The organism is Moorena sp. SIO3A2 (genome assembly GCF_010672265.1).
GTDB lineage: Bacteria > Cyanobacteriota > Cyanobacteriia > Cyanobacteriales > Coleofasciculaceae > Moorena > Moorena producens.
On the sequence record NZ_JAAHHC010000025.1, the window covers coordinates 28,220 to 54,349 of the forward strand.

Annotated in this window: 30 protein-coding genes; 18 read left to right on the forward strand and 12 right to left on the reverse strand. The window is 44.4% G+C overall.

Going from position 1 to position 26,130, the window contains the following annotated elements:
- Positions 1–246 precede the first annotated feature (246 nt).
- Positions 247–1,827 (forward strand): phosphoglycerate dehydrogenase, encoded by a 1,581-nt coding sequence (gene serA, locus F6K64_RS24145; protein ID WP_008184540.1) that lies wholly within the window; start codon positions 247–249, stop codon positions 1,825–1,827.
- A 180-nt stretch (positions 1,828–2,007) separates the two neighbouring features.
- Positions 2,008–2,904, forward strand: coding sequence for a 50S ribosomal protein L11 methyltransferase (gene prmA, locus F6K64_RS24150; RefSeq protein WP_287266515.1), 897 nt, complete (start codon positions 2,008–2,010; stop codon positions 2,902–2,904).
- A gap of 11 nt (positions 2,905–2,915) precedes the next feature.
- Here the strand turns inward: prmA and cpcF are convergent, their stop codons facing one another.
- The gene (gene cpcF / locus F6K64_RS24155) at positions 2,916–3,554 is read right to left on the reverse strand and encodes a C-phycocyanin alpha-cysteine-84 phycocyanobilin lyase subunit CpcF (protein ID WP_287266517.1); all 639 of its coding nucleotides are present in this window, start codon (positions 3,552–3,554) and stop codon (positions 2,916–2,918) included.
- A gap of 331 nt (positions 3,555–3,885) precedes the next feature.
- Positions 3,886–4,722 (reverse strand): C-phycocyanin alpha-cysteine-84 phycocyanobilin lyase subunit CpcE, encoded by an 837-nt coding sequence (gene cpcE / locus F6K64_RS24160; protein WP_287266519.1) that lies wholly within the window; start codon positions 4,720–4,722, stop codon positions 3,886–3,888.
- Positions 4,723–4,850: 128 nt separating this feature from the next.
- Between cpcE and F6K64_RS24165 the strand changes: the two genes are divergently transcribed.
- The gene (locus F6K64_RS24165) at positions 4,851–4,979 is read left to right on the forward strand and encodes a hypothetical protein (protein WP_287266521.1); all 129 of its coding nucleotides are present in this window, start codon (positions 4,851–4,853) and stop codon (positions 4,977–4,979) included.
- A 22-nt stretch (positions 4,980–5,001) separates the two neighbouring features.
- On the opposite strand, the gene cpcA is transcribed toward F6K64_RS24165, so the two are convergent.
- Together cpcA and cpcB are read right to left on the reverse strand one after the other, a co-directional pair.
- A complete protein-coding gene (gene cpcA / locus F6K64_RS24170; protein WP_287266523.1) occupies positions 5,002–5,490 on the reverse strand; it encodes a C-phycocyanin subunit alpha in 489 nt (162 codons plus the stop codon).
- 89 nt (positions 5,491–5,579) lie between these two features.
- Positions 5,580–6,098 (reverse strand): C-phycocyanin subunit beta, encoded by a 519-nt coding sequence (cpcB, locus tag F6K64_RS24175; RefSeq protein WP_287266526.1) that lies wholly within the window; start codon positions 6,096–6,098, stop codon positions 5,580–5,582.
- 358 nt (positions 6,099–6,456) lie between these two features.
- Here cpcB and F6K64_RS24180 point away from each other — a divergent pair, with 358 nt between their 5' ends.
- Complete coding sequence (locus F6K64_RS24180) at positions 6,457–6,612, forward strand: hypothetical protein (RefSeq protein ID WP_287266529.1); 156 nt, start codon at positions 6,457–6,459, stop codon at positions 6,610–6,612.
- 31 nt (positions 6,613–6,643) lie between these two features.
- Here F6K64_RS24180 and F6K64_RS24185 read toward each other — a convergent pair whose 3' ends face one another.
- The 3 genes from F6K64_RS24185 to F6K64_RS24195 all read right to left on the reverse strand — a co-directional run bounded on the left by F6K64_RS24185 (position 6,644) and on the right by F6K64_RS24195 (position 9,554).
- Positions 6,644–7,372: a phycobilisome rod-core linker polypeptide gene (locus F6K64_RS24185; protein ID WP_287266531.1), complete on the reverse strand. Its 729-nt coding sequence runs from the start codon at positions 7,370–7,372 to the stop codon at positions 6,644–6,646.
- A gap of 701 nt (positions 7,373–8,073) precedes the next feature.
- Positions 8,074–8,820 carry a phycoerythrobilin:ferredoxin oxidoreductase gene (locus F6K64_RS24190; protein ID WP_287266533.1) on the reverse strand — a complete coding sequence of 249 codons (747 nt, stop codon included), beginning with the start codon at positions 8,818–8,820 and terminating at the stop codon, positions 8,074–8,076.
- Positions 8,817–9,554 (reverse strand): 15,16-dihydrobiliverdin:ferredoxin oxidoreductase, encoded by a 738-nt coding sequence (locus F6K64_RS24195; protein WP_287266535.1) that lies wholly within the window; start codon positions 9,552–9,554, stop codon positions 8,817–8,819. Before F6K64_RS24195 ends, F6K64_RS24190 begins: the two co-directional genes overlap by 4 nt.
- Positions 9,555–10,098: 544 nt before the next feature.
- On the opposite strand from F6K64_RS24195, the gene F6K64_RS24200 reads away from it, so the two are divergent.
- Complete coding sequence (locus tag F6K64_RS24200; protein WP_287266537.1) at positions 10,099–11,376, forward strand: nucleotidyltransferase domain-containing protein; 1,278 nt, start codon at positions 10,099–10,101, stop codon at positions 11,374–11,376.
- Between the two features lie 721 nt (positions 11,377–12,097).
- On the opposite strand, the gene F6K64_RS24205 is transcribed toward F6K64_RS24200, so the two are convergent.
- Complete coding sequence (locus F6K64_RS24205) at positions 12,098–12,754, reverse strand: HEAT repeat domain-containing protein (RefSeq protein WP_008184562.1); 657 nt, start codon at positions 12,752–12,754, stop codon at positions 12,098–12,100.
- 254 nt (positions 12,755–13,008) lie between these two features.
- Here F6K64_RS24205 and F6K64_RS24210 point away from each other — a divergent pair, with 254 nt between their 5' ends.
- Complete coding sequence (locus F6K64_RS24210) at positions 13,009–13,581, forward strand: bilin-binding protein (protein ID WP_008184563.1); 573 nt, start codon at positions 13,009–13,011, stop codon at positions 13,579–13,581.
- A 98-nt stretch (positions 13,582–13,679) separates the two neighbouring features.
- On the forward strand, positions 13,680–14,231 hold the full coding sequence (locus tag F6K64_RS24215; protein ID WP_008184565.1) for a phycobiliprotein lyase: 552 nt from the start codon (positions 13,680–13,682) through the stop codon (positions 14,229–14,231).
- Between the two features lie 18 nt (positions 14,232–14,249).
- Here the strand turns inward: F6K64_RS24215 and F6K64_RS24220 are convergent, their stop codons facing one another.
- Positions 14,250–14,384, reverse strand: a complete 135-nt coding sequence (locus tag F6K64_RS24220; RefSeq protein ID WP_287266538.1) for a hypothetical protein — start codon at positions 14,382–14,384, stop codon at positions 14,250–14,252.
- Positions 14,385–14,665: 281 nt separating this feature from the next.
- Between F6K64_RS24220 and F6K64_RS24225 the strand changes: the two genes are divergently transcribed.
- The 3 genes from F6K64_RS24225 (at position 14,666) to F6K64_RS24235 (ending at position 16,491) form a co-directional block, all read left to right on the forward strand.
- Positions 14,666–15,202: a phycobiliprotein lyase gene (locus F6K64_RS24225; protein ID WP_008184568.1), complete on the forward strand. Its 537-nt coding sequence runs from the start codon at positions 14,666–14,668 to the stop codon at positions 15,200–15,202.
- An 85-nt stretch (positions 15,203–15,287) separates the two neighbouring features.
- Positions 15,288–15,899 carry a chromophore lyase CpcT/CpeT gene (locus F6K64_RS24230; RefSeq protein ID WP_008184570.1) on the forward strand — a complete coding sequence of 204 codons (612 nt, stop codon included), beginning with the start codon at positions 15,288–15,290 and terminating at the stop codon, positions 15,897–15,899.
- A gap of 268 nt (positions 15,900–16,167) precedes the next feature.
- Positions 16,168–16,491 (forward strand): hypothetical protein, encoded by a 324-nt coding sequence (locus F6K64_RS24235; RefSeq protein ID WP_008184573.1) that lies wholly within the window; start codon positions 16,168–16,170, stop codon positions 16,489–16,491.
- Positions 16,492–16,576: 85 nt separating this feature from the next.
- On the opposite strand, the gene F6K64_RS24240 is transcribed toward F6K64_RS24235, so the two are convergent.
- Positions 16,577–16,828, reverse strand: coding sequence for a hypothetical protein (locus tag F6K64_RS24240; RefSeq protein ID WP_131827233.1), 252 nt, complete (start codon positions 16,826–16,828; stop codon positions 16,577–16,579).
- Between the two features lie 687 nt (positions 16,829–17,515).
- Here F6K64_RS24240 and cpeB (F6K64_RS24245) point away from each other — a divergent pair.
- Entirely contained in the window at positions 17,516–18,049 is a 534-nt protein-coding gene (gene cpeB / locus F6K64_RS24245; RefSeq protein WP_287266539.1) for a phycoerythrin subunit beta, read from the forward strand.
- Positions 18,050–18,153: 104 nt separating this feature from the next.
- Positions 18,154–18,648 carry a C-phycoerythrin subunit alpha gene (gene cpeA / locus F6K64_RS24250; RefSeq protein WP_287266541.1) on the forward strand — a complete coding sequence of 165 codons (495 nt, stop codon included), beginning with the start codon at positions 18,154–18,156 and terminating at the stop codon, positions 18,646–18,648.
- Positions 18,649–18,917: 269 nt separating this feature from the next.
- Here cpeA (F6K64_RS24250) and F6K64_RS24255 read toward each other — a convergent pair whose 3' ends face one another.
- Positions 18,918–19,064, reverse strand: a complete 147-nt coding sequence (locus F6K64_RS24255; RefSeq protein WP_287266544.1) for a hypothetical protein — start codon at positions 19,062–19,064, stop codon at positions 18,918–18,920.
- 51 nt (positions 19,065–19,115) lie between these two features.
- On the opposite strand from F6K64_RS24255, the gene cpeY reads away from it, so the two are divergent.
- The 5 genes from cpeY (at position 19,116) to F6K64_RS24280 (ending at position 24,167) form a co-directional block, all read left to right on the forward strand.
- Positions 19,116–20,399 (forward strand): C-phycoerythrin alpha-cysteine-82 phycoerythrobilin lyase CpeY, encoded by a 1,284-nt coding sequence (gene cpeY / locus F6K64_RS24260; protein ID WP_287266545.1) that lies wholly within the window; start codon positions 19,116–19,118, stop codon positions 20,397–20,399.
- A gap of 544 nt (positions 20,400–20,943) precedes the next feature.
- The gene (locus F6K64_RS24265; protein WP_008183157.1) at positions 20,944–21,792 is read left to right on the forward strand and encodes a Uma2 family endonuclease; all 849 of its coding nucleotides are present in this window, start codon (positions 20,944–20,946) and stop codon (positions 21,790–21,792) included.
- 207 nt (positions 21,793–21,999) lie between these two features.
- Entirely contained in the window at positions 22,000–22,533 is a 534-nt protein-coding gene (cpeB, locus tag F6K64_RS24270; protein WP_287262765.1) for a phycoerythrin subunit beta, read from the forward strand.
- Between the two features lie 74 nt (positions 22,534–22,607).
- On the forward strand, positions 22,608–23,096 hold the full coding sequence (cpeA, locus tag F6K64_RS24275; RefSeq protein ID WP_008183162.1) for a C-phycoerythrin subunit alpha: 489 nt from the start codon (positions 22,608–22,610) through the stop codon (positions 23,094–23,096).
- Positions 23,097–23,546: 450 nt separating this feature from the next.
- Positions 23,547–24,167 carry a HEAT repeat domain-containing protein gene (locus F6K64_RS24280; RefSeq protein WP_044492899.1) on the forward strand — a complete coding sequence of 207 codons (621 nt, stop codon included), beginning with the start codon at positions 23,547–23,549 and terminating at the stop codon, positions 24,165–24,167.
- Positions 24,168–24,281: 114 nt separating this feature from the next.
- Here the strand turns inward: F6K64_RS24280 and F6K64_RS24285 are convergent, their stop codons facing one another.
- Positions 24,282–25,712, reverse strand: a complete 1,431-nt coding sequence (locus tag F6K64_RS24285; RefSeq protein WP_008183168.1) for a coiled-coil domain-containing protein — start codon at positions 25,710–25,712, stop codon at positions 24,282–24,284.
- Between the two features lie 149 nt (positions 25,713–25,861).
- Here F6K64_RS24285 and F6K64_RS24290 point away from each other — a divergent pair, with 149 nt between their 5' ends.
- Positions 25,862–25,990 carry a hypothetical protein gene (locus F6K64_RS24290; protein WP_287248227.1) on the forward strand — a complete coding sequence of 43 codons (129 nt, stop codon included), beginning with the start codon at positions 25,862–25,864 and terminating at the stop codon, positions 25,988–25,990.
- Positions 25,991–26,130 lie beyond the last annotated feature (140 nt).

Below are 26,130 nucleotides of genomic sequence, written 5' to 3' on the forward strand. Positions count from 1 at the left end.
CCATCAAAGATGGGGGAAACTTAAAATCTTTTAGATCACTAGCTATCCAGGGATACCTTTGCAGTTAAGATAGCATACTGCGGTCAGAGCTACTGAATGTGAACAAATCGACCTGTTCAACTACATTTCCTTGTAGTTAAGTGCTATTGGATGATGATTCATCTCTAGTACTCTTGGGGTTGATCTTAGTTTCTCATCGAATAGCTCCAGCACCGTGTGTATAGCCCATTAACCTATCTCCTGGTCATGTCTAAGGTTCTTGTTTCTGACTCAATTGATCAAGCTGGGATTGATATCCTTTCCCAAGTTGCTGAGGTTAATTTCAATCCGAATGTATCACCGGAAGAACTATTGACAATTATCCCAGACTATGATGCTCTGATGATTCGCTCTGGCACCCGCGTTACCCAAGAGGTAATTGAGGCGGGCAAGCAACTCAAGATCATTGGTCGTGCTGGTGTTGGGGTTGACAATGTCGATATTCCAGCAGCAACTCGTCATGGGATTGTAGTGGTTAACTCTCCGGAAGGAAATACTATAGCCGCAGCCGAACATGCCCTGGCCATGATGCTAGCTCTATCTCGCCATATCTCCGATGCTAATCAGTCAGTTAAAAGCAATAAGTGGCAGCGTAAGCTTTTTATTGGCACAGAAGTTTACAAAAAAAACCTTGGTGTAGTTGGCTTGGGTAAAATTGGCTCCCATGTGGCAACCGTAGCCCGAGCAATGGGAATGAAGTTGCTGGCCTATGATCCCTTCATTTCCGTGGAACGGGCGGAACAGCTAGGCTGTCGTTTAGTCGAGATGGATTTGCTGTTGCGGGAGTCTGATTACATCACACTGCATATCCCCAAAACTCCAGACACCACTCATCTAATTAATGACGAAGCCATTGCTAAGATGAAGCCGACTGCCCGAATTATCAACTGTTCCAGAGGAGGCATTATTGATGAAGAAGCCCTGGCTAAGGCACTAAAAGAGGGTCAGATTGCTGGTGCAGCATTGGATGTTTATGAATCAGAACCACTAGGAGAATCTCCCTTGCGTGAATTGGGGAAAGAAATAGTTTTGACCCCCCACCTAGGGGCATCTACCGCAGAAGCCCAAGTTAATGTTGCTGTTGATGTAGCCGAACAAATTCGGGATGTCCTCTTAGGCTTACCGGCCCGTTCAGCAGTTAATATTCCTGGATTGTCACCCAATGTGATTGAAAAACTCAGACCATACATGGAGTTGGCAGAAACTCTGGGTAACCTAGTTGCTCAACTGGCGGGGGGACGCATTGAATTACTTGATGTCCGATTACAGGGAGAGTTAGCTACCAACGAAAGCCAGCCCTTAGTGGTTGCTGCCCTGAAAGGCTTACTTTCCCAGGCACTGCGAGAGCGGGTAAACTATGTCAATGCATCCATTGAGGCAAAAGAGCGGGGTATTCGGGTAATTGAAACCAGGGATGCTTCGATGCGAGACTATTCTGGATCCCTACATCTATCAGCTACCGGGTCCATGGGAAAACATTCTGTAACGGGTGCTCTGTTGAATGATGGGGAAATCCACATTACCAGTATCGACGAATTCCCGATTAATGTTCCTCCCACTCACTATATGCTGTTTACCGTACACCGGGATATGCCGGGAATTATTGGTAAAATTGGCTCTCTGCTGGGTAGTTTTAATGTCAATATTGCCAGTATGCAGGTGGGTCGCAAAATTGTGCGGGGTGACGCAGTTATGGTTCTTAGTCTAGATGACCCCTTACCGGAGGGAGTTTTAACAGAGATTATGAAGGTGCCAGGGATTAGGGATGCTCACACGGTAACTTTATAAGTTAAGTACTGAATACGTTCAGTACTGAATACGTTCACTATTGAGTGCTGAGTGCTGGGTGCTGAATATGGGGAAAAGGTTATAGGTACAAACAATCTTGATCCTTAAGTTTAGACCAGGTAACTCCCTCTGCTGACTCCCCACTCTTAAACTCAGCACTCTCGACCTCGGAACTAAGATATGGCAAATAGCTGGTGGGAAATTCAAATTTTGTGCGACTCTGCCTTAGAGGATTTAATCTTCTGGCGACTAGAAAAGTTTGGTTGTCGAGGAATGTCCAGCCAGCTTAAGGGACATTCTCAACTAGTGCTTGCTCACTTACCCCAAATACAAGCACAGCTGTTGGATTTGGCCGCCCTTGCCCTTTGGGTAAATCAGGACGCCCTTACTGTAGGGCTGCCAGTACCCATAACTCGGTGGCACCTGATTGATGAGGAAGATTGGGCAAGTAGTTGGAAACAATACTGGGAACCCCAAGAAGTTGGCGATCGCTTTTTGATATATCCCGCTTGGCTACCTTTACCAGACCCTTCCGAACGGATCTTGTTACGCCTTGATCCCGGAGCAGCATTTGGCACAGGTACCCATCCCACCACCCAGTTATGCCTGGAAGCACTAGAGATGCGTCTAGGCTTCAGCAGTGATCAGGACAATGTGGTAGTGGATATTGGCTGTGGTTCGGGCATTCTCTCCATTGCCTCGGTGTTGTTAGGGGCTACAAAGGTCTATGGCGTCGATACTGACCCCTTAGCAGTGGGTGCTGCCCGCAACAACCGCTCTCTTAACAACATGTCTGACCAGGATCTGGTGATAGAACAGGGTAGTCTAGAAACCTTGTCTAAGCTTACTAATGGTGAACCAGTAGATGGAATCCTCTGCAACATTCTGGCAGAGGTAATTATTGATTTAATTCCACTAATGAGTGCTATAGCGAAACCCACTAGCTGGGGAGTTATCAGTGGTGTGTTATTAGATCAGGTCAAACCAATTGCTGATACCCTAGAACAAAATAACTGGATTGTCGCCACCCTCTGGAAGCATCAGGATTGGTGTTGTTTTAATATTCGGCGTTCTTAATTAGTTATTCTTCATGCAAGTTGTTGGATAGCCTGTTGGATACGGGTGCGCACTGTTAAATCGGTTTCAGTCTTAAACATTTGCGCTAAATGAGTTTTGATACTCTCAGCCAGATCCGGATAGGTAACCGCTACCGCAGTAGCTAGACCTTGCAATCCTACTACGGAAGAATAACGAACTACCCATTCTGAGTCTTGGCAGGTTAGCAGTAGTGTTTTGAAAGCTTGCTCTTGGGCAACAGGAATTTTATCTTTAGGCATATCCTCCCAGTCCAGGCTGCCCAGACCTTTTGTAGCAGCTCGACGGACGCTCATAGCAAAGTCAGTTTCAGCAGCTTCGATTAAGGTATCGAAGGCTCTAGGATCGCCAATTCCTGATAGTGCGCGGATTGCCCAGGCTCTACCTCCGTAGTTATAGTCATCAATTAGGTTTAGCAATTGCGCTACTGCTGTTTTCCCGAATCGCACTATCCCACCGGCAGCTAATTCTGCTGCACCTGGGTTATTGTAGCTAAAAACTGCAATTAAAGTGGGGATCGCAGCTTCTAAATGGGCATTAGCCAGGATTCTCACTGCTTTTACTAAGCTATAGGCAGAATCTGCCTCTCTCACAGCTCGAATTAATTCTTGGTCTCGGGTTGTGTTGGTCATGCAGGGGTCTAATATCAAGTCTGGTTGAATACCAATAATCTTAGGGGAGTGTGGGGAGATGGGGAGATGGGGAGATGGGGAGATTTTTATTAAGGGTAATTATCCTGATATGATATAAGTTGAAAAGTTATTTGCCCTAAGGGTATAGTGGTAGGTTTAAAGCAAAAAGTGAAATTATTAAAACCTACCAGTTTTGACGCAATGCTTCGATAAATGGTTTATATAAAATTACTATATTAGTATAAATGGTTAGAGAAAATCGTTAGATAAAATTTTAGATAAAATTATTCCATACTTGTTTCTTCATCTTTGATACTTTATCCTTCACACTTCAAAGAAGACCATCGATCAAGTTCATAATTCTAATTGTCGTCTCCGATAGGTGACAACCATCAGTGGGATGTTTTTCTAAGTAATGCTCTAGAATTCCTTTGAGCGCGATTACCCTGAGACTATTTTCTGCCCAGGTCTTAGCGATCGCATCTGCTGCTGGTAAATAACCAATTGCCCCGAGATCGGAAAGAGCTGCCCGCCTCAGTTGCACTTGATTAGCACTCAAAGCTTTGATTAAAGGTTCAACATAAGTAGGGTTTTGAGTTAGCTGGTACATCGCCCGCGCAGCGGCATACTGTTCCAACTCGTTAGGATGCTCTAAGAATATTTCAATCAGGTCAATAGCTTCAGTTACACCAAGATCCCCCAAGGCTTCGATGACAGCATTGTAGGGTTGGGCGAGGTGGGGACTTCCGGATATAGGCTGGGCTGCTTCTAAACCTCCGTCTAGCAATTTGATCAGCTTGGGAATACAGGTACGATCTTCTAACATCCCTAAAGATTGTACCGCTGCTTCCCTAACATAAAAATCCGGGCAGTCTAAACAATCAATCAGCGCAGGCACAGCTCGATGGTCTCCTAGTTTGCCTAGTGCCCTAGCGGCATTCCGGCGCAGAGGATATCCTCCTAATTCTGTCTGGTTCTGCTGATCTTGTAGCGCAGCAATTAGGGCATCAATTGCCAGTGGTTCCCGGACTCGGAACTTTCCTAGCCACCATGCTGCATAATAGCGAAGCCCCTGGTCGTTTCCTTTTAGATTTGCGATCGCTTGCTCTACAGTTAAAGACTCAGAGTTATCAGTCTCAACATCATTCTTAAGACTAGGCTGCAACATTGAAACTTGTTAATTTAAACTTGTTAATTTTAATTTTACGCACGCTCCTGTCTCCTGTCTCCTCAAAAAACCTACCAATTTCTTACTTTATCCTTTTACTTGGTAGATATAGGGTACCTAAATCAATTGTGAGCATTTTTGATGCCATATTCCCTACTCCCTGCTCCCTGCTCCTTGTTCCCTTTGCAGACAAACTACATAGACAAAACAATGCCCGGAAAGGTCAGCAGATGCTAGTTCTTGCTAACACCTGCTGACCTTTCCAGGCCAAAAGAGCAATTAGCTCAGGGCGTTAATAGCGTAGTCAATGTAGTTATTTGCCTCAGTAGCAGGCTGACCAGTTAAACCATGGTTAGCTTTGATGTACTTGAGGGCTTCGATGTACCAGCTCGGAGACAGCTCGAAGGTACGGTTGATTTCATCTAAACCAGCAATCAAGTACTCATCCATCGGTCCAGTACCACCAGCAACTAGGCAGTAAGTAACCATACGCAGATAGTAACCGATATCACGGGAGCATTTTGCCTTACCTGTAGCATCAGATGCGTAGGTTGGTCCAGGCATGCTAGTGGTGTAAGGGAATTTGTTATACACCGCTTGGGCTGCACCGTCAGTCAAGGTTGAGGCTTTAGCAGTTAAGGCTTTTGCTGCATCTAAGCAAGCTGTAGCCCGCTGGAATCGACCGAAGGCAGTCTGGATTTCTGTATTAGTTAAAAAACGACCTTGAGCGTCAGCAGCAGCGACGGCTTCTGTAAGCGGGGTTTTCATTGTCTAGGTATCTCCCTAATATTTTGTCAAGTTTTCAAAAACGTTTGAAGTTGTGATATTTAGACAGCAAGTGATATGCCTTCGGCTTTTTAGGCAACCGCACCAGCTGCTTTGTCGAAGTAGCTGCCAATTTCAGCCATCAGAGAGCTGCAATCACCAGGGGTGATGCCATTGGTGTCGTTAGCGATCGCAATCGCAGCATCCTTCATCTTTCCTACACCCACTGCTACGGAAGCACCAGGAGTTCCCAGAGCTAGGTAGGTTTCCCGCAGGCCATTGAGGCAGCGGTCTTCCAGCACACTAGCATCACCAGCAAAAATGGCGTAAGTCACATAGCGCAGGATGATTTCCATATCGCGTAAGCAAGCAGCCATCCGACGGCTGGTGTAGGCATTTCCACCAGGATTGATTAACTGGGGTTGCTCAGCAAATAGAGAGCGAGCTGCGTTAGCCACAATGGTGGAAGAGTTGCTGGTAATGCGGTTTACTGCATCCATCCGCTTGTTGCTGTCAGCCACCATAGCGGTAAGAGCATTTAGTTGGTCAGCACTAATGTATTGACCCTGGGCATCAGCCTGAGAAACAAGCTTAGTAAACGCATCAAACATTGACGGAATCTCCTACGTTAGTTGGTTTTGTTTCAAAACGGGCTTCAGTTAAACAGACTCAGACTGAATCAAACTAAATCAAGCAGCCTGAAAGGGGATATAACATGCTCCAGCCACAGCCAATACTCCTAATCTCTCTGTCTTGGTCTTTGTCCTAGTCTTTGTCCCATTAGTTTGGTAACAAAACGGATCGTTAAGAAAAATTACAAAACTTCACGTTTTGGTGAGAGACCTAGGAATGCTGTGTGTCAACCAGTTGGTTGGCTTTCGCCTGTCACTATTTACCCTTCAGGTAACTTTTATACAATGATGTCGAGCCTTTATTCGTTACATCTTGTTAAGAGTTTAAGATTTTTTTATGTCTGATTGCAACGGCAGATCAGAACTGGCTTGCCATGGCTACCCTGTGGATTGGATCCACGTTGGTGCTGGAAGCCCCTTGGTTGCTGACCTCCTGCTCAAGACACAGCTGAGCTGTTCACTCCAGCTAATTGCTCTAACTGTTGGCAGGTAAGTAACATTTCTTATCAAAACTACAGTTAGAGCTACAGACTGATAATACCCCAGGCCGCTAAGGCTGTCGCAATTGTTCCCCCAAGTAAGACTACAGCCCCTGCCTTAGTGAGTACTCCTGCTACAAAGCGCACTGAGGCAGGAGGATAATAACTTTTGATTGGTTCATGTTTGAAGTAACCCAGCTGTTGCAGTTGGGTGCGGTAGTCTTCCCCATAACGAGGCATCCGGGCAAAGGGTAGATCGCCTTGAGTACGCTGCGCTATGATCCGCCGCCGCTGGTAAGGCACGGTGTCATCACCAAAGTTTTCCAGGTACTCGTCGCTATCAAGCAGAGCATCAATAAAGTTTTGTAACCCATTAGTAGCTAGAAATATTGACCAGGCTAACTTCTCCCGCTCGCTGTAGACATCACGGCCCAAGATGCGTTGTACACACATCTGGACAAAACGGTAGTTGTTGTTGGTCTGATAATTGCGCTGCCAAAAAGTTTCAGATGTTGCTAGACCACGAATGAACTCGCGCACGGTGATTTGACCAAATCTCAGCTGTGATTCTAAAAAGGTTTGGCGGTTGCTTTTGAGAATCTGTTGTTCATTAAAAATCTGACTATAGGCTGCCCTAATCAAGTCATCCATTTCCGATGGAGAGAGCAGATTAGCTGTACTGTATAGTTTAGGCTGCTCATCTCCGGGCACCTCATATCCAGCGACGCGCTGATTTTGGGTTGAGGGAGGATACTCTAGCAAAGGAATGGTCATTAATCACCTCTATGATCGTAAACCTCAGTCATAATCACAGATTAGGGGATAAGCTTCATACAAGCCTAACTTTTTTAAAGGTTCTTAATTAAAATAAATGATTCGTTATTTTAGCGACCTATGAAGTATTAAGTATTAAGCATGAAGTATTAAGTAAGCTGTCGCCCATTTAAACAATATTGTCTTGATGCAAAGCGCCAGTGGCGAGGGGCTACATCAAGACAATGATTTGAGATGAGATTTATCAAAAAAATCTGTTTCTGGTTACTGTTGCGCTTTTGCGATCGCTGCTAGGGGCGAGGCTAAGATCTTGCACGTTTGATTAAAGGCTCTACAATTTAGGAGTTACGAGTCAGGAGCTTAGAGTCATTATAAATGGATTCAAAATCAATTATTTCTCAGTTAATTGGCAATTAATCAGAGTTTTATCATAAGCCGTCAGCTATCAGCTATCAGTCACAAGCCTTTAGCTGATAGCTGTTCGCGTAGCGTGCGCGTAGCGCTTAAGCTGATAGCTAATAGCTGACGCTTTATCAACAATAAAATTCTGTATTATTCCGATCAATTATGTAGTCATGAATTCTGTAGTTTTGTCCTGACTTATGACTCGAATATCCTGACTCCTGACTCCTGAAAAAACTAACCCATTTCTTACATCGAACTGAGGTTAAGTTTTAATATCCTAAGAATTTCAGTAGTGCTTAACTTGCCTGTGCGAGCTTTCGCTCTAGGTCAAACAAGAAACCGTGGATGTACTCCTCAGTCCATTCACTGCCATAAAATCTCTGGAACATACCACGAGCTGGGTCTTTTTCAGCACGATAACCCAGATAACGCAGTTGAGCTTCCTTGATGGCTTCCAGATGCTGGGAATCAGTAATTAGTTCTGCCTGATCCACAAAATCCAAGTAAGCTGTCAGATAGTCCTTGAAGGCAGCAAACACCCGATTTTCCACTACTTCGGTTTCCTTAGGGCGTGTCCACAGGAAAGCTGGGGAAAAGAAGGGTGTTGCTTCCTCAGGGAATTCTCCTCCCCAAGGCAAATGCTGTTGATGGGCCTTGAAAATCGGTAGTATCGGTTCCGTGTAACTAGCTTGATAAGCTGGATCATCCCGGAACAGGGGCTGCATATCCAAGGCAATCAGATGTCCACCAGGTAAGGTGACTAAGTCAGCCCCGAAGAAGGGTAGGTCATAGTTTAGGTGGGGGAAGATCACAAAATTGAGTACCTGTAATGCGGTTCCCCCCTGGACATGAGCAGCTCGAATTTGTCTAATTTTGGGTGCAGCAAAGGCATAACTGGTGGTCAGGACATCTTGCTGCTTTTTCCCTTTCCCCACTGTGGCGAATTTGCTTTCAAACCCAGAGGGAATGGGATAAGGCTGTAGATCAAGGCGCTCTTTTAGATATGCGATCGCGTAGTCTAGAAACGGCTGATAGAGAGTCATGTTTGGCTTTGACTAACGGCTAAAGGCATGGCATCTTCAAATAAGAACTCATATAAGAACCGCTCTGCCCACTCGGGACCAAAGTAGCTGCTGAACAGACCATGGGCTGGGTCTCTGTCGGCACTATACTGGTCGTAGTCTTTCTGTGCCTTAACAATTCGCTGAATATCTTCTGGCTCAGTTAGAGGCTCAGCTTGCTCCACCATTTGCCAATATAACGCCAAGTAGTCTTTGTAAGCTTCAAAGACTTCCGTTTGCACTTTCTCTAAGGAATCGATTTTGGCAAACAGTAGATACTTAGAGAAGTACTGGTTAGCATCATAAAACTTCATTTCTAAGTTTTGTGCCAAGTCCTGATAGCGATCGCGAATGGCTCGCATTGGTTCAATGTATTTTTCCTGATAGGCTTCATCCCTGAACAATGGCTGAAAGTCTAGAACCACCAGGATCTTCTTTTTCCCAAAGGCTAAGAAGTCAATCCCTAGCAAAGGGAGATCGTAACAGTGACTGGGATACATCACACTGTTAAACACTTGGGAGACTGGTCCAACATCCATGTAGGTATAGCGAATCTTCCGCAATTCTGGGCATTGGTAACACCAGCTTTGAATAATTGACCGATGTTTAGCGCGATCGCTTACCTGGCGTTCTAAGCCTGGGGGAATTGGTTGACTGCTTAAATCAAACCGCTTGAATAGCTCTTTTTCCAGATAGTCCAGGAAAGGCTGATACATTTATATTGCTCGTATACATAGTAAAACCCTTACTGAGCATAGAGGATCGCCATACTTCCTGTCTCATTTCTCCCAGACAAAGAAATAATCGTTAACATTTGTCTGATCTAACCTTTGCCTGAGCTAACCTTTGCCTGACTAAGCCACCCAAATCCCCATACCCAAATCCCCATACCCATATCTACCTAAGGGGAAGCTTTCCTTGCCACCCTGTCAAAGCATTAGCAAGGAAAGCGCTGCCAGTCAATAGGGATTACTTAAAAACTAATCCTTAATTGTGTTATATGGCAAGGTACTTCATCAAAACTTTGCAAACTCACCAGTCAAATGTACTGAAAATCCCAGTTTTTTCTGTAAGTAGTAAGTAAATAGTAATCAATTACTGAATAGATTACTGAATAGATTATTTTAATTAATTACCTTTGAGGCGTAATTCGCTAATTTTCCCATTTTGAAGGGAAAATTCAAGTTTTAGGTGCCATTATATCCGCCACATCCATAATGGCGGTTTCCACAGCGCGAGTTTTTAGATCAACCTTTGATGATGACTTTAACCCCATTAACTACTATAGCATCAGTATCGATAACTAACCGAGAACTCCAAACTAAACCAGAACTCCAGTTACTCCTCTACTGTGTCCGAACCAGCATCGACGAAGGGACTGCTGAGTCTATCAAACGTTTACTGCTTGAGCAAGACATCGACTGGACTTATCTGCTCAAAACAGCTCGCCGTCAGAAAATCTTACCGCTGCTGTACCATAGTCTCAAAAATACCTGCCCAGACTTGGTGCCCCAAAACATACTCAAACAACTCCGAAATTATTTCCAGCACTTAGTAGTACACAACACATTTCTGATTCAGAAACTACTCAAGCTCCTGACTCTTCTGGAGAAACACGGAATTTCTGCTATCCCCTTCAAAGGCCCTACCCTTGCTGTTTCAGTTTACGGCAATCTGGGGCTGCGGCAGTTTGGTGACTTAGACATCCTGGTTGATAAGCACGACATCCCCACAGTTAAAGAATTACTCCTGTCTCAAGGGTATCAATTGCAAAAAGACCTAGGCTGGGAGTATCACTTTGTGGATAAAAAGAGTCGAGTCTGTATTGACCTTCACGAGGGGATTGTACCCGATTTATTCTGTTTGCCATTAGATTTTGAGTATTTGCGATCGCATCTTGAGCCTCTATCCCTTGCTGGTAAGACAGTCTCTACTATCTCGCCAGAACAGATGCTGTTAATTCTCTGTGTGCAATTGGGCAAAGACTGTTGTCACTGGAGTGTACGTCTGGCTCAGTTATGCGATGTTGCTGAACTACTGCGTACTCATCCCCAGTTAGATTGGCGCAGAGTACTGGCAGAGGCTCAAAAGCTCGGTTGTGAACGTATGCTCTTGCTTGACCTTTGCCTAGTCAGGGATTTGCTGGGAGTCACGTTGCCACAGATAATCCTAAATAAATTGCAAGCCCAACCAGTCTCCCAATCCCTCGCTATCCAAGTACGATCACAGCTTTTCCGTGACCTTGAAGTCGGCCCTAAGCTCTCAGAAGCAAAAGGGTTTTGGGCTTTTTTCTTGTCCTACAATCATCGCTTTTACTTCACCATGAGAGAGCGTCTGCATGACAGAGTGATGTACTGTCTCCATTGGCTAAAAAACAGTTTGTTTGTTACCGTCATGCCCAACGAAGCAGATTGGGCGTTACTGTCCCTGCCTAGAGTGCTAGCTTTCCTGTATTATCCAATCCATATAATACGGCTGTTAATTAAGCATGGGATACAACCAATTTTCAGAACTGATCACGAGCCCCACTCCTTGTAAAATTTTTGGCCTTGCTTAATAATGGCATGATTTTAAGCGCACCTCTAGAATGGGCATGTTTGCGTGGAATGGGCATCAGGTGTAGAACTGGCATCTTGCCAGTTTCCTGCTTATTTTCGCGCGGGCAGGATGCCCAGTCTACTCCTATTAATTCCAAGACTGACGCAACGCCTCATATTTATATATAATTTTTCAAAATTATTCGGTAAATTCAATTTACCAAAAGATTTGGGTTTAAAGCCCCGTCCTTCTAGGACGGCTTTTTCTTAAGACTTTGTATTGACAGTTTGTACTAGGTGTGCTACTATAAAATTATAAACAATAAACTAAAAGATTAGATAGATATTATCTAACAATAAGTAGACAACGTAAAAAATCGGCAAAAGAGTGCAGATTGCGTGATTCCGTCTAACGACTTGAACGTCTATGAAAAATTTAGATAAAAAAAGTACCTATCTATCTATATAAAAAAAAAGAAGGTACGGTGGGGCACACCGAAACCTAGATCTATGATCAGAACGCTTAGGTCGAATCGGCCTCTACTCTTTCTGGTTCCGACCTGGCTGAGCAAGTCGGCTCGTTGAAGTAAGAATCCCCGTTCTTACAGGACGGGGAGTGTCAATTACCCCCTCTTGATGCAGTCGGTCATGAGGGTAACCCCCACAGGTCGGCGCTGTTTTGCGACTCCCGACTCCCTAAATCTGATCACCAAACCGATGCTCTAGAGGGAACTATCTAAAGCAGCAGCTACCACCCGATGCTCTTCATCCTTCATCAGTTCTGCCAATGCTGCTTTAGCATCGGGGGAATCAAATCGTTTGAGGGCACGGGCAACATGCATCCGAATACGCCACCATTGTGAATCTTTCAGAGCCAAAATTTGCTGCAATGCCTCAGTTTCCTTAACAGTACCAGCCAGTAACCCTAGGGCATCAATTCCTGCTTCTCGGACAGTTGGGTCTTCCCCTGCTAAGCCGCAAATACAAATACTATAGAGTTCTTCTGGACAAGACATTTCCACCAAAGCAGCAAGAATGCTACGGCGCACCAGCCAGTGATCATCCTGTTGAAAGCTAGTGACTAGATGAGATATTGACACCTCTCCATACTTGGACAAGGAATTGGAAGCTTCTGCCCTGACATTGGGGTCGGTATCAAATTGCATCAAATTTAATAACGCAGCATAGGACTCGTCAGTCCGTTTATTCCCCAGTCCCATTGCCACAAAGGAGCGCACTAAAAACTCTGGGTCCTTGAGTTTACTTGTGAGTAGGGGAACAGCTACATCTGAACCATACTCTCTCAAAGCAGTAAGTGCCCTGAGGCGATCCTGAGCATTTGGACTTTTGAGAGAGATTTCGATTTGGCGGATGTCCATAGCACTACAGAGCCAGCTTTTTTTACATTTCTTAACAGATTTAATCAAAGATTATCATAATTTAGTATAATTCTCATCAAGTGAACTAACCCTAGCTTCCCCTAGTAGCTAAGGCTAGTTCACTTTATAGTTTTTGTGAACCGTTGCGTTGATGAGATGGTAAGGTCAACCTTAAACCTTAAACCTTAAACCTTAAACCTTAAACCTTGGCCAATAGGCCACGCTACGTGAACAACCTTCAACAAAGATCAACCATGACGACTCAACTAAGCGACTATATCAAAGAGCTAATTACCAAAGCCAGAATTGTCAGCTTTACCAACTGGCAACACTCCTATCCCCCAGGGATTATCGAGCATTTCCAGGCAGCTGATGATCACGGTCGCTATCTTACCGATGATGACTTGCAGCAGATTAAAGCCTGTTCACCAGATACGGAACCCTTAATCAATACAGCCAAATTTTTGCGGGATAACGCTTCTGATATCGTTTCCGAAGCGCGGGAAACCGTATTGGCTCAATATCCTGATATTACTAAACCAGGGGGTGGTCTTTATCCCCCCCCACGAGCAGAAGCCTGTTGGCGAGATTTTTGGCATTTCCTCCGTTGTATTACCTATGGAATTGCTGGCAGTAGCACCAACTTTACTAGTGCTGAAGGACTGCACTATATGAATTTGTTGTACAAAGAATTGCAAGTTCCAATCGCCGCAATGGTATCAGGATTAGAAGAGATAAAGGCAGCTAGTTTAAAGCGATTATATGAACCCGAAACAATAGCTCCCTATTTTGATCATTTAATTAATAAATTGAAAAAATTTAGCTAAACCAATAAATCAGCAAAATAACTATAAACTATAAAATTTAAACGAGATAGTAATGATTTTTAATTAAATTAAAATTTAAAATTTAAATTAACAAAGCAATGTCTATATCCAAATTTAAATACTTCTTTGATTGCTGTGTAGGAACCTGGGTGGCACAACGTACCTATCATAATCTGACTCACCAGGAGGTAGAGCGCTCCCTTACAGAATTCACCATTGAACCCCTGTCTTCTCCCCTTAAAACTAAGGTATTGATAGATAATCAGCAACCTGACTTACCTAATATCAATGACCTGTGTGGTTATCATCTTGGTTTCGAGACAGTTTCTGAAAAAGGTGAACGGGTGTCCCAACAACTGAATATGCTTTTTGTGCCTCAGGTCGAAGAATCAATGATTATAGAGGGAGATTATTTACGCGATCGCGCCTACGAAGAAGCTAAACCTAAAGTCGCTCATTTTAGCTTCGATACCAATAAACTAGAACTTTTGATGACCACCTACTATACCCGTGTGGTATCTGTTGATTCCATTACCCTGATCAATCCCAACTTAAGAATCCGCAAAATTATCAATTACCAGCGTCCTCCAGAAAGTCAACCCCTAGACAAGGTGGTTCTAGTAGGATTTGGGGTGGAGCAAAAAGCTTGATAATTAGCCTAGCATTTTTCAATTAGGTGAGGTACTTTCGTTCTGGGTTAATGGGAGTCGGGAATCGGGAATCGGGAATCGGGAATCGGGAATCGGGAATCGGGAATCGGGAATCGGGAATCGGGAATCGGAAACAAATCCTGTGTACCTCATTACTATGATAAATAATATAAATACTGTTTATAGTTAACTGTAAACAGTTAACATTTATGTTTCCGTTGATACTAATTCTGGTCTCCACACATAACTGTCACAAAAGTTTACAATTACTAATGTTGAAGGATTGGAGCCACGGTGTATAACTGAAGATGTAAATCCGGGTAAAGGCTCTAATTTACTAGGTTTGCGTAATCTACAACACCATTGAGCCTAGCATTCAGCTGCTATAGGCCAACAAAATTGTTAACTTTTTTAAATTAAACTACACATAGCAGATGGAGCTTACTGAATTTATAGAACGTTCTATTGGACGTTGGCGATCGCAACGCAGCGGTCATCACTTAGCGTTTAGTCACTTTGAGGAAATACGGTCAACTATTGATATCGTTGCCCTTGAGGCTGATGACTCAGCTGTGATTGACATTTGCAAACTATACAACATTGATCCCACAACTGCCTTGCATCCCTTTCGCATGAGTTGGGAAGGTGAATCAGATTGGGATGAAGACGACATCCAGTCTGGAAGTTGCGTTCTAGTCCCTATCCCCGATCCTGAAAACCCCGATCGGGGAAAACTCCTCAGAGAGCAAGGCTATGCTGAGACAATTGCAGCAGTGGGCAACTATCACCTAAGTAAAGATGGTACCTTCACTTTGTTAACGGAGTATGACCGAGCAGCTGCTGAAGAACGGATTTGGTTTGCCACACCAAATCTACGTTTTCGGGTGTCCTTGATTAAAACTAGTTCTGGTCAAGGGGTGACTACAGCCTCGTTTTCTTCAGAAATCCGTGACCTATCCCAATCGGACTGAAAGTGACCCGGTTGAACAGTTAAGGTCATAATTTAGATTTTTTTTATCTTTTTTAACCCTAAGTTTTCAATAGATTAATACACCAATGTTGTCTAGTACTACCGATAAAACTACTAGTAATTTACTCACTCTAGCTAGTTGGATGGCTGGAGATTTTAGTAACCAAAAACAAGCGATTGATAATCCTCAGCTTTACGCTCACATTCATGTTTTCTTTAGGCCCTTACCCTTTGATTTCTTTTCGGGTATTGGTTTCTACTCTGAGCAAGCCTATGACTACGATCTTTGGAGTCCCTACCGTCAGGGAGTGCATCGCCTGATTGATAAAGGTGATCATAGTTATATAGAAAATTACAGCCTTAACGATCCAATTCTTTATGCCGGGGCGGCGCGAGAGCCAGATATTCTCAAAACCATCACCCCTGATGTTATAGAACGTCGCTACAACTGTTCAATGATTTTCTGGCGAGAGGGTGACATGTTTCGCGGCAGTGTAGAACCTGGTTGCCAGTGTTTCATCCAACGTAATGGGCGTAAAACCTATCTGGTCAGTGATGTGGAATTGACTGAAACCACTTGGAGCAGCCTAGATCAGGGTATGGATGTCAATACTCATGAGCACGTATGGGGCTCAGCAGCTGGTCATTTACGATTTGAAAAACGGCAAAGTTTTGCTGACGAATTACCTGATTTGTAGCGCCGATTTCTAGTGCCTAGTTATCAGCAATAAGGGATTTGGGTGTAACCCAAATACCAACAAATACCAAGTGAATCAGGGTGGGCAAAGTCATCTAATCTAGACTACTAAAAATAAAATAACCAATTTTTTTTGTCAACCTAAAAGCTAAAATCTGATATTTTATTTTTTTGCTATTCCCTAACTGATGATTTGGTATTAGCCTAAAGCCCAAAATCTAAAACCTAAAACAACTATCATAAAATATTAATTATCATTAGAGTTGAGGATGATTTGTGTACAGCTAATGCTACCGCCGAAAGCTCAAAAAAAGATGCAGTGCTGGATTAGGAGCAGACATTTAATCTGCTCCGGTCACTTTTTTATCTTTGAGACGGTAGAATATACAACAGTTGAACGATTCTCGGAATGTGTCGAGAGTCTCGGAGGAAGTGTAATATCCGTTAAACCCATTAAAAAAATTTGGATTGGCTCCCATCGCCAAGTTATTTTGTATCAAGCTAAAGCGAGCTTACATACACCTCATCATGACCTGAAACAATACTGGATAAAATACGGGAGCTTCCGTACCAGATTTGATGAACGTTCGTGAAAAATCCCCCCACTAAACCAGTTTATAGGTAAGCTATCAGCCGTCAGCCGTCAGTGGTCAGTGGTTAGTGGTCAGTGGTTAGTGGTTAGTGGTCAGCCGTTAGGTCTAGTGACAGTTGTGATATCAAATCCAGATAATTGGGCATTGCTGAATCTTCGCGCTGAATAGGAGTAGAGTGGGCATCCTGCCCTCCCGAAAATATCCCTGTTCTGTCGGCGTTGCTGAACCAAGTAATGAATAGGAGTAGAGTGGGCATCTTGCCCGCTCGACCAGATCTCGAACGGGTGCATCTCAATGCATGCTGTTTGACATGGTGGTGCGTTACGGGCAGCAACATAACCCTGACTACGAGGCGAAAAATGAAGCCCCCCCTAACGCACCCTACGCAAAATTTTCAAAAATGAGATGCACCCTCTCGAACGGGCAAGATGCCCATTCTACAGGTGCGACCCAAGGCCGCGAGCAATCCCTCACGGCCTTGGAGGCGCGCACCTACTTTTAAAATCATTCCATTATTAATATCAAGTCCGGTTGAATACTCATAATAAAAGTGTGTCGAAGGCAGAGGGCATTTGGCAGCTATGCTGAAGCAAAGGAGTAAGGTTTCAAGGGTAATGGTTTTTGATCACTAATTATCCCGACATGATATAAGCAACGCCGATAATTGCGCACACTTACGATATCCAGACCAAACCTTTGTCCCCCTGGTCCCCTGGTCCCCTGCTCCCTTGCTCCCCTCCTGTCATAACCATGCAATTTATTAATGGATGGTACCTGATCACAGCTAAGTACATGTAAGTACATCTAATTATTAAGTTTTGTATATAGCTGCCGAGTCGGTTAAGCGACTCCTGTGTGATCGACTGGTGACCTTGTAACGAATATTACAAATTATTACTTTGTTGTTAATAAATGAGACGGCGGTTCCGATTATCCTCTAATGTTCATATTGAGCTGGTCAAATTTAATAAATAACCAGCAAGATAGCAAACTAGTTAAGTACCTTTAATTTAAGGAGATTTCAATGCTTGACGCTTTTTCCAGAGCTGTAGTTACAGCAGATAGCAAAACCGCATGTCTCGGTACTGGAGACCTGGCTGCTCTAAAAGGCTTTATTGCTGATGGTAATAAGCGCCTTGATATTGTAAACATTCTCGCCAGCGAAGCTAGCTGCATCGTTTCCGACGCTATTTCTGGCATGATCTGCGAAAACACTGGTTTGATTCAAGCTGGTGGTAACTGCTACCCCAACCGCCGCATGGCTGCTTGCTTGCGTGATGGTGAAATCATCCTCCGCTACGTGACCTATGCCATCTTGGCTGGTGATGCTTCTGTACTAAGCGACCGCTGCCTGAATGGTCTGAAGGAAACCTACAGCGCTCTGGGTGTACCCACTACCTCCACAGCTCGTGCTGTTGGAATCATGAAAGCTGCTGCAGTTGCTTTCGTTAACAACACCGCTAGCCAGCGCAAGTTTGAAGTGACTTCCGGAGATTGTTCCTCCTTAGCTGCTGAAACTGGTGGCTACTTTGATGCAGTAGTTGCTGCTATCAGCTAGTCTTTCCCTTCTGGCTAAGATAACCAAGCTCCTGCTAAAGTGAGCTGGGGAAGCGAAAAGCTAAGTCTAATCTTTGTCAAAACCCATTCAGGAGATATATAAAAATGAAATCAGTTATAAGCACAGTTGTTACTGCTGCCGATGCTGCAGGTCGTTTTCCTAGCAGCTCTGACCTTGAGTCCGTTCAAGGTAGCCTACAACGGGCTGCTGCTCGTATGGAAGCTGCTGAAAAACTAGCAGAGGGCATTGATAAAGTAACCAAAGAAGCTGGTGATGCTTGCTTTAAGAAGTATCCTTACCTGAAAGAATCTGGTGAAGCTGGGGATTCTCAAACCAAGATTGACAAGTGCTACCGGGATCTCGGTCACTACCTACGCTTGATCAACTACTGCTTAGTTGTTGGCGGTACTGGTCCTCTAGATGAGTGGGGTATTGCTGGTCAGCGTGAAGTTTACCGTTCTTTGAACCTACCTACTGCTCCTTATGTAGCAGCTCTTGAGTTCACTCGCGATCGCGGTTGTGCTCCTCGTGACATGTCTGCTCAAGCTTTGGTTGAGTACAAAGGTTACCTCGACTATGTAATCAACTCCCTGTCCTAAGGAGATCACGGTGAAAATCCGTCGCTGATTGACTAACATTTCGATCAGCACCTGGGGACTCTTAGTACGTTGCTTTGCCTGGATTGGTTGAGTACCGTCAAAGAGTCCCCTAATTGTTTTGGGGAGTTAGGGGGGCAAAACCAACTGTAAGGATATGCGCTAGGCGCACGCTACGCTCTCAGCTCTCAGCTCTCAGCCGTCAGCTTATGTTAAGCATATGCGCTAGGCGCACGCTACGGTCTCAGCTCTCAGCCGTCAGGTTATTTTATTCAAAAGTACCTCAAGTAGCGTGGCCACAAGCCCAAAGGTGATAGCTGATGACTGATAGCTGATGGCTGATAGCTGATGGCTGATAGCTGATGGCTGATAGCTGATGACTGATAGCTAATGGCTGATAGCTCAATGCTTACAACCAACTAAACTTCGTAATTCCTATTGTTAAGTCCTAAATCACTATTAAATCACTGATGGATAAACGTTTTGCCAATATATTTAATTTGACCGAAGATCAAGCGATCGCACTTTTAAAAACCCCCTTAGACCAGCTGGAAGACCAATCTGATCGCTATCTGGCTGCATCCCATTTAATTAACTTTGACACCGAGCGGTCAATCAATGCCTTGATGGAAACGGTGCAAGAACAAAATTCAGAAATGTACCATCGTATCGCTCGACGCAAGGCAGTGGAAAGCTTAGGTCGTCTGAAAGCCTCTGTAGCCCTACCCATCATTCGCTCATGTCTAGGGGATGAGGATTGTTACACGGTGGAAAATGCTGTCTGGGCAATTGGGGAAATTGGCACTCAAGATCCCGAAATTCTCGAAGAAATAGCCCAGCTACTGGAGAAGCCAGGTCAGACTTATCGGGTGATTATCCAAACTCTAGCTGCACTGGACTATAAACCAGCCCTTGAGAGGATTAAGACATTTACTAAATCCGATAATGAACCGATAGCCAGTGCTGCGATCGCAACGGTTTGTCGCTTCACAGGGGATACCACCGAAATGCACAAAGTGATGGCATTACTGCAACACTCTAGTGTTAATGCCCGACGAGCTTGTATTCAAGACCTGATTGATGCCCGATACTACCAAGGAATTCCTCAAATTGCCACCTGTCCTATTTCCATGGTCTTCCGAATACGAGGAATTCGCCTGTTGGCCGAGGCTGGGTTGCCAGCCGGTGATATCACCTTTGAGGAGATCGAACCATCACTGGATCAAGTGATTCGTGATCATCCTGATCACCTAGAGCTGGTTCATGAATATGACCAAATGCCCACTTTAGAATTCTTGATTAACGAGCTATACCACACAGATTTTGGGCGATGTTATCTAGGCAGTAAAACTCTGCTCAAGTTGTCCCCAGACGCTGTTGCTGAAGCGCTACTTGCTACCTATGCTGACAAAGCCCATAACGATTATGGTGCTCACTACCATGTTGTCAAACTTTTAGGCTGGCTGAAATACGCCGATGCGTACGATTTGATAGTGGAAGCCCTACACAATAAAGCACCCCAGTTTCAGAAATCCCGTGCTGGTGCTGCTATTGCTTTGGGGAATTTAGGGGATGAACGGGCAATTCCCTTACTCCAAAACAGCCTCAATACCAAGATTTTTGACTTGAAATATGCCAGTTTAATGGCATTAGAGCAGTTAGGGGATACCAGTAGTGGTCAAGATCTGGCAGCTAATGATTCAGATTGGTTGATTCGGGAGAAAGCAGTTACTAAAGCAATTGCTAGTCATTAGCCATTAGGATTAGTCATTAGGTAAGCTATCAGCTATCAGCTATCAGCTATCAGCTTATGGGCAAGCTACACCGAACAGCTTTTGAATAAGCGATGCAGTCGGCCAAAGGGGGTTTCCCCCACTCGCGCTTGGGATCAAGACAACAGGTAAGCATTCGAATAATGCTGAGTTAAGTTGGCATGATAGCTTACCGCTAACGTCACATCAAGTAGCGTGCGCGTAGCGCATATGCTTAGATGGGCAAATCCCCAGACTTTCAATTCGAGAAAATCTCGAACTATTAAATTCTACCGTTTGCGCATTGCGCATAGGGGCACGCTACTTGAGGTGCGCACCCTACGCGAACGAGGTTTATTTTAAGCATGATAGCTGACGGCTGACAGCTGACGGCTGACAGCTGACGTCATTAGTAACCTTGGAAGAGCATCTTTAGTGTACTAAGCACTATTACCATGCTCTAATAATTGGTAATTGCGATCGGCTATCAAACTAGAGCAGCCAGAATAATATATAGAATCATCACCGCAATAGTCTAGGCCAGATCATGACTGAGATAGTACCTCGAGTCAAATTACCTCCTCCCTTCCCTGACCACACCCAGCTACCGGAGTCAGATGGAACATTTGTGAAAAACTTTCAAGAGCATCCCCAAAGCATAATTCTAACGGATTCGATGGGAGAGATCTTACAACAGCGACATCCTGATGGACAATATGCCATTGGGCAAGACTGTGGTATCTACTGGCGAGAAACTGACCCACCTGAAAAAGGAGCCGAAGCGCCTGATTGGTTCTATGTGCCCAATGTCCCTCCTCAGCTAGATGGTAAAATTCGTCGCTCCTATGTGGTGTGGCGGGAACATATAGCACCATTAATTGCATTAGAATTCGCCAGTGGCAATGGCGAGGAAGAACGGGACAAAACCCCATTATCCCTCTCGACTCAAGGAGAAGTAACTAAGCCAGGGAAGTTTTGGGTGTATGAGCAAATTATCCGAATTCCCTACTATGGTATTTATCAAATAAACAACGGCTCTCTTGAAGTCTATACCTTGATCAGTGGGTTTTATCAGAAATTAACCCCTAATGAACGAGGGCATTATTCTATTTCACCGTTGGGTGTAGAACTAGGCTTATGGCAAGGAAGTTATCAGAATCAAACTCAACTATGGCTAAGGTGGTGGGATGAACAAGGAAATCTGTTGTTGATTGGTGATGAACGAGCTTTACTAGAAAGGGAAAGAGCTGAACAAGAGCGACAACGTGCTGAAGAAGCAGAGTCTATAGTGGAGCAGGAGCGCCAACGAACTCAAGCTGCTTTAGCAAGAGCGGCTCGGTTGGCTGAGCAGCTACGAGCAGCAGGTATTGACCCTGATCTTGACGATACTGTTTAGCACTTAACCAAACACTTAAAAGATTATTGATACAAAAGTATACAATTAGACCGCTAGACGGAAATTTTTGTAATGTTTTGTTGCTTTGTTTCTCATAAATGGGACTAGAGTGTCAAACAGCTTTTATCGTCTAAATTGGTTAGTCAATTCATGAACGACAAGACCAATAATTTTAATTAAGTCCTTGTTATTGATAAGGAGATTTTAATGCTAGACGCTTTTTCAAAAGCCGTAGTTGCTGCCGATGCCAAAGGTGGATTTGTTGGCGGTGGTGATTTAGATGCTCTAAAGGGATTTATTGCTGATGGCAACAAGCGCCTTGATGCTGTGAATTTTATCTCCAGCAATGCTAGCTGTATCGTTACTGATGCGGTTGCTGGTATCGTTTGCGAAAACCCTGGTTTAGTTGCTCCCGGTGGCGGTGTTTACACCAACCGCAAGATGGCTGCTTGTCTACGGGATGGCGAAATCGTTTTGCGTTATGTGTGCTACGCCGTTCTCAGCGGAGATAGTTCTGTACTGACTGACCGTTGCTTGAATGGTCTTAAGGAAACCTACGCTGCTTTGGGCGTCCCCACTGGTAATACAACCCGGGCTGTGGGCATCATGAAGGCTGCTGCTGTGGCTTTTGTTAACAACACTGCATCTCAACGCAAAGAGTCTGTTACTAGCGGTGATTGTGCTTCTTTGGCTGCAGAAGTTGGTAGCTACTTCGATGCAGTTGGCAGTGCTATTAGCTAGTCTCCCGGCTCAGGAGAATTTAAATTACACTGACCTTTTGCCGAAATCAATTTAAGACAGGAGATATCTTAATTATGAAATCAGTGTTAACCACTGTTGTTGCTTCCGCTGACCTAGCAGGTCGGTTTCCTAGCGCTTCTGACCTAGAATCAGTTCAAGGTAGCTTGCAACGTTCTGCGGCTCGTATGGAAGCTGCTGATAAGTTAGCAGGTAACTACGACAAAGTAGCTCAAGAAGCTGTTGATGCTATCTACAAAAAGTTCCCTAACGGTAGTGGTCGGGACATCGATGCAGGTACTCAGAAAGAAAAGTGCAAGCGTGACATCGTTCACTACCTGCGTTTGATCAACTATTGCCTAGTTGTTGGTGGTACTGGTCCTCTGGATGAGTGGGGTATTGCTGGCGCTCGTGAAGTGTACAAAGCCTTAGGTATCGATGCAGCTACCTATGTTACTGGTTTGACCTTCCTCCGGGATCGTGGTTGCGCTCCTCGTGATATGTCTGCCCAAGCCTTGGTTGAATACCGGGGTTATCTTGACTATGTAATCAACTCCATGTCATAGGATTATTGCTATCCACTGTTTGTAGTGATTAGCTGCCTCTAGTACTTTGGACTAAAGGGGGATCTTAGGAAAGTGCTGTGCCTGAATCAGGTTCAGCACTTTCCTAAGAACCCCTTAGTTGTTGTTATCGAAACTCCTGAATCAAGTTAGTTTTCTCTAACTCAGGTTATAGACTGATGACTACTCATATTTTTGTAAGCAGTCAGCAGTCAGCAGTCAGCAGTCAGCAGTCAGCAGTCAGCTTTATGAATCCCTGACAGCAGAGATAACAGAGATTAAACGAATGCTTACCTATTTTATTCAAAAGCACCTCAATTAGCGTGGGCTATGGGCATAAGCTGATAGCTGATAACTGATAGCTGATAACTGTTCGCGTAGCGTGTGCGTAGCACATAAGCTGATGGCTGAATGCTTACCTATTTGTATACTGATATTTACTACTATCTACTAATGTCTACAGAAGAGTTATATCAACAATTAAAACATAAAAATCCTAGACTCAGAGAAAGAGCCATGCGGCAGATTGCAGCAGAGCGCACCGAGAATACTATTCCTGAGTTGATGGCAATTTTGGGTGATGAGGATGTGGTTTATCGGCGAGCAGCAGTGCAAACTCTAGGTGTGATTGGTCTTGATGCTGTACCGGTATTGGCAGAAACTTTAACAACCAGTGAAAATAACACTGTACGAGCTAGCTGTGCTAAAGCGCTGGCTGCGATCGCTCTTAACTACTCAGAAGAAACCTTCCCAACTGTGGGGTTGCAGAGTCTACAAACCGCCCTTAAAGACCCAGATCCCGTTGTCAAAATATCGACAGTTGGCGCACTGGGAACCATTGGTCCACCAGCTTTTGAAGCCCTAGTGGCTGCTTTGGACATCGATGATATTGCCCTTCAAGTTGCTGTGCTACATGCCCTAGGTTCTTTGGGAGATGAGAGAGCTATGGAAGTGCTATCTGCTACCGCTGAAAATCAGGAAGCCGACCCCTATATCCGAGAATCAGCGGCTAGTTCGATATCACGCTTGGAACAGGTGATCAACTTTGGTTCAAGCAGAAAACGATCTCCATAATAAGACCAGAATAATCCAATTATTTGTTGTCCTTGAATGCCAAAACTATCCCCAAAACTATCAACTAAGAAAGCCAGGGGACTTGACATTATTATTGATGCTTTCGGGCACTAACTAAAACAATCTCCGGCTACGCCTCTTATTCAACTCTGCTTTGCCAAGGGTTGCCCAACGCTTTAACTCAACAATTTGTTTTTGTAAAGTGGCGATACGATCCTCTTGCTCTTGATTATGCTGTGTCAAAGACTCATAACTCTCGGTAGGTTGATTAGCGGGAGATTGTTGCTCAGACAACTGATGCTCTAACTCAGCAATACGCTTCTCTTGGTCTTGAGTTTGCTGCTGTAGAAACTGATTACTTTTACTTTCTACTTGTTGGGCCGCCTGAGATTCTTGCTCAGCTAGCTGCTTCTGTAACTTGTTAACCAGATTAGCTTGCTGTTGAGCCTGCTGTTGCAGAGCCTGGTTACTCTCTACCTGTTGTGTTGCTAGAGATTTTTGTTCAGACAGCTGTTGCTGTAAGTCTTCAATCAAATTAGCTTGCTCTTTAGCCTGCTGTTGTAAAGACTGATAGCTTTCGGTTTGTTCAGCAGTTTCAGATTCTTGCTCTGCGAGCTGCTTCTGTAACTTGTTAACCAGATTAGCTTGCTCTTTAGCCTGCTGTTGTAAAGACTGATAGCTTTCGGTCTGTTCAGCAGTTTCAGATTTTTGGTCTGCGAGCTGCTTCTGTAATTTCTTAACCAGATTAGATTGCTCTTTAGCCTGCTGTTGTAAAGACTGATAACTTTCTGTCTGTTCAGCAGTTTCGGATTTTTGCTCGGCTAGCTGCTTCTGTAATTTCTTAACCAGATTAGATTGCTCTTTAGCCTGCTTTTGTAAAGACTGATAGCTTTCGGTTTGTTCAGCAGTTTCAGATTTTTGCTCGGCTAACTCCTTCTGTAATTTCTTAACCAGATTAGATTGCTCTTTAGCCTGCTTTTGCAAAGACTGATAACTTTCGGTCTGTTCAGCAGTTTCAGATTTTTGGTCAGCTAGCTGCTTCTGTAATTTCTTAACCAGATTAGCTTGCTCTTTAGCCTGCTGTTGCAGAGACTGATAACTTTCGGTCTGTTCAGCAGTTTCAGATTTTTGGTCAGCTAGCTGCTTCTGTAAGTCTTCAATCACATTAGCTTGCTCTTGAGCCTGCTGTTGTAAAGACTGGTAATCTTCTTGGGATACACCAGAAGTACCAGACTCAGACACATCAGGTTGTAGCGGTTGTTGACCCTCTATTACTTGAATCTTGGTTGGAGATTTTGTGGCTCCATTGTTGGGGGATGTTTCCTTTGCCTCCGGTGGATTTTCAACGGTGATGGTCATCCTTGCCTGCTGGCATGCGATCGCAATATTACCTCTGGCGATACGCTCAATTAGTTCCGAGCGGGACAATCCAGTATTCTGAGCCATCTGAGTTAACAAGCCAATGCCTGTAGGGGTCAGGGATATTCCCACCTTGGACTTACCTTCTGAATACTGGCTAGCAGTTTTACGGCTTTTCTTGGCCATTGGCTTTTCCTCCGGATCGGCTATTTAAAGTCTATATATTTTACTGTTAAAAGTACCTCGTTAAAAGCTTTAGTTGAAAGGTAAGCATATGCGCTACGCGCACGCTACTTGAGGTGCGGTCAGCGGTCAGCGGTCAGCTTAGAATAAAATTGAAAGTCTGGGGAAAAGCCTATCAGCTTTGTGGCACAGGCTTTGGCCTTGGCCGTTGGCCACGCTACGCGAATGGCCACGCTGTGCGAACGACGCTGGGACTTCACTCAGCATTATTCGAATGCTGACCTCTTTTATGCAAAAGCTCTTCGCAAAGCGTGCGCGTAGCGCATAGGCTGATAGCTGAATGCTGATAGCTGAATGCTGACGTTGAAAGCTTTAGTTAAAAGCTTATATTTTCCAGGTAGTTGTTGAAGGTTGACCGCTG

Coding starts and splice junctions, on each gene's coding strand:
- serA (WP_008184540.1), top strand. CDS start 247: ATGTCTAAGGTTCTTGTTTCTGACTCAATTGATCAAGCTGGGATTGAT.
- prmA (WP_287266515.1), top strand. CDS start 2,008: ATGGCAAATAGCTGGTGGGAAATTCAAATTTTGTGCGACTCTGCCTTA.
- cpcF (WP_287266517.1), bottom strand. CDS start 3,554: ATGACCAACACAACCCGAGACCAAGAATTAATTCGAGCTGTGAGAGAG.
- cpcE (WP_287266519.1), bottom strand. CDS start 4,722: ATGTTGCAGCCTAGTCTTAAGAATGATGTTGAGACTGATAACTCTGAG.
- cpcA (WP_287266523.1), bottom strand. CDS start 5,490: ATGAAAACCCCGCTTACAGAAGCCGTCGCTGCTGCTGACGCTCAAGGT.
- cpcB (WP_287266526.1), bottom strand. CDS start 6,098: ATGTTTGATGCGTTTACTAAGCTTGTTTCTCAGGCTGATGCCCAGGGT.
- F6K64_RS24180 (WP_287266529.1), top strand. CDS start 6,457: ATGTCTGATTGCAACGGCAGATCAGAACTGGCTTGCCATGGCTACCCT.
- F6K64_RS24185 (WP_287266531.1), bottom strand. CDS start 7,372: ATGACCATTCCTTTGCTAGAGTATCCTCCCTCAACCCAAAATCAGCGC.
- F6K64_RS24190 (WP_287266533.1), bottom strand. CDS start 8,820: ATGACTCTCTATCAGCCGTTTCTAGACTACGCGATCGCATATCTAAAA.
- F6K64_RS24195 (WP_287266535.1), bottom strand. CDS start 9,554: ATGTATCAGCCTTTCCTGGACTATCTGGAAAAAGAGCTATTCAAGCGG.
- F6K64_RS24200 (WP_287266537.1), top strand. CDS start 10,099: ATGACTTTAACCCCATTAACTACTATAGCATCAGTATCGATAACTAAC.
- F6K64_RS24205 (WP_008184562.1), bottom strand. CDS start 12,754: ATGGACATCCGCCAAATCGAAATCTCTCTCAAAAGTCCAAATGCTCAG.
- F6K64_RS24210 (WP_008184563.1), top strand. CDS start 13,009: ATGACGACTCAACTAAGCGACTATATCAAAGAGCTAATTACCAAAGCC.
- F6K64_RS24215 (WP_008184565.1), top strand. CDS start 13,680: ATGTCTATATCCAAATTTAAATACTTCTTTGATTGCTGTGTAGGAACC.
- F6K64_RS24220 (WP_287266538.1), bottom strand. CDS start 14,384: ATGAGGTACACAGGATTTGTTTCCGATTCCCGATTCCCGATTCCCGAT.
- F6K64_RS24225 (WP_008184568.1), top strand. CDS start 14,666: ATGGAGCTTACTGAATTTATAGAACGTTCTATTGGACGTTGGCGATCG.
- F6K64_RS24230 (WP_008184570.1), top strand. CDS start 15,288: ATGTTGTCTAGTACTACCGATAAAACTACTAGTAATTTACTCACTCTA.
- F6K64_RS24235 (WP_008184573.1), top strand. CDS start 16,168: ATGATTTGTGTACAGCTAATGCTACCGCCGAAAGCTCAAAAAAAGATG.
- F6K64_RS24240 (WP_131827233.1), bottom strand. CDS start 16,828: ATGTTGCTGCCCGTAACGCACCACCATGTCAAACAGCATGCATTGAGA.
- cpeB (WP_287266539.1), top strand. CDS start 17,516: ATGCTTGACGCTTTTTCCAGAGCTGTAGTTACAGCAGATAGCAAAACC.
- cpeA (WP_287266541.1), top strand. CDS start 18,154: ATGAAATCAGTTATAAGCACAGTTGTTACTGCTGCCGATGCTGCAGGT.
- cpeY (WP_287266545.1), top strand. CDS start 19,116: ATGGATAAACGTTTTGCCAATATATTTAATTTGACCGAAGATCAAGCG.
- F6K64_RS24265 (WP_008183157.1), top strand. CDS start 20,944: ATGACTGAGATAGTACCTCGAGTCAAATTACCTCCTCCCTTCCCTGAC.
- cpeB (WP_287262765.1), top strand. CDS start 22,000: ATGCTAGACGCTTTTTCAAAAGCCGTAGTTGCTGCCGATGCCAAAGGT.
- cpeA (WP_008183162.1), top strand. CDS start 22,608: ATGAAATCAGTGTTAACCACTGTTGTTGCTTCCGCTGACCTAGCAGGT.
- F6K64_RS24280 (WP_044492899.1), top strand. CDS start 23,547: ATGTCTACAGAAGAGTTATATCAACAATTAAAACATAAAAATCCTAGA.
- F6K64_RS24285 (WP_008183168.1), bottom strand. CDS start 25,712: ATGGCCAAGAAAAGCCGTAAAACTGCTAGCCAGTATTCAGAAGGTAAG.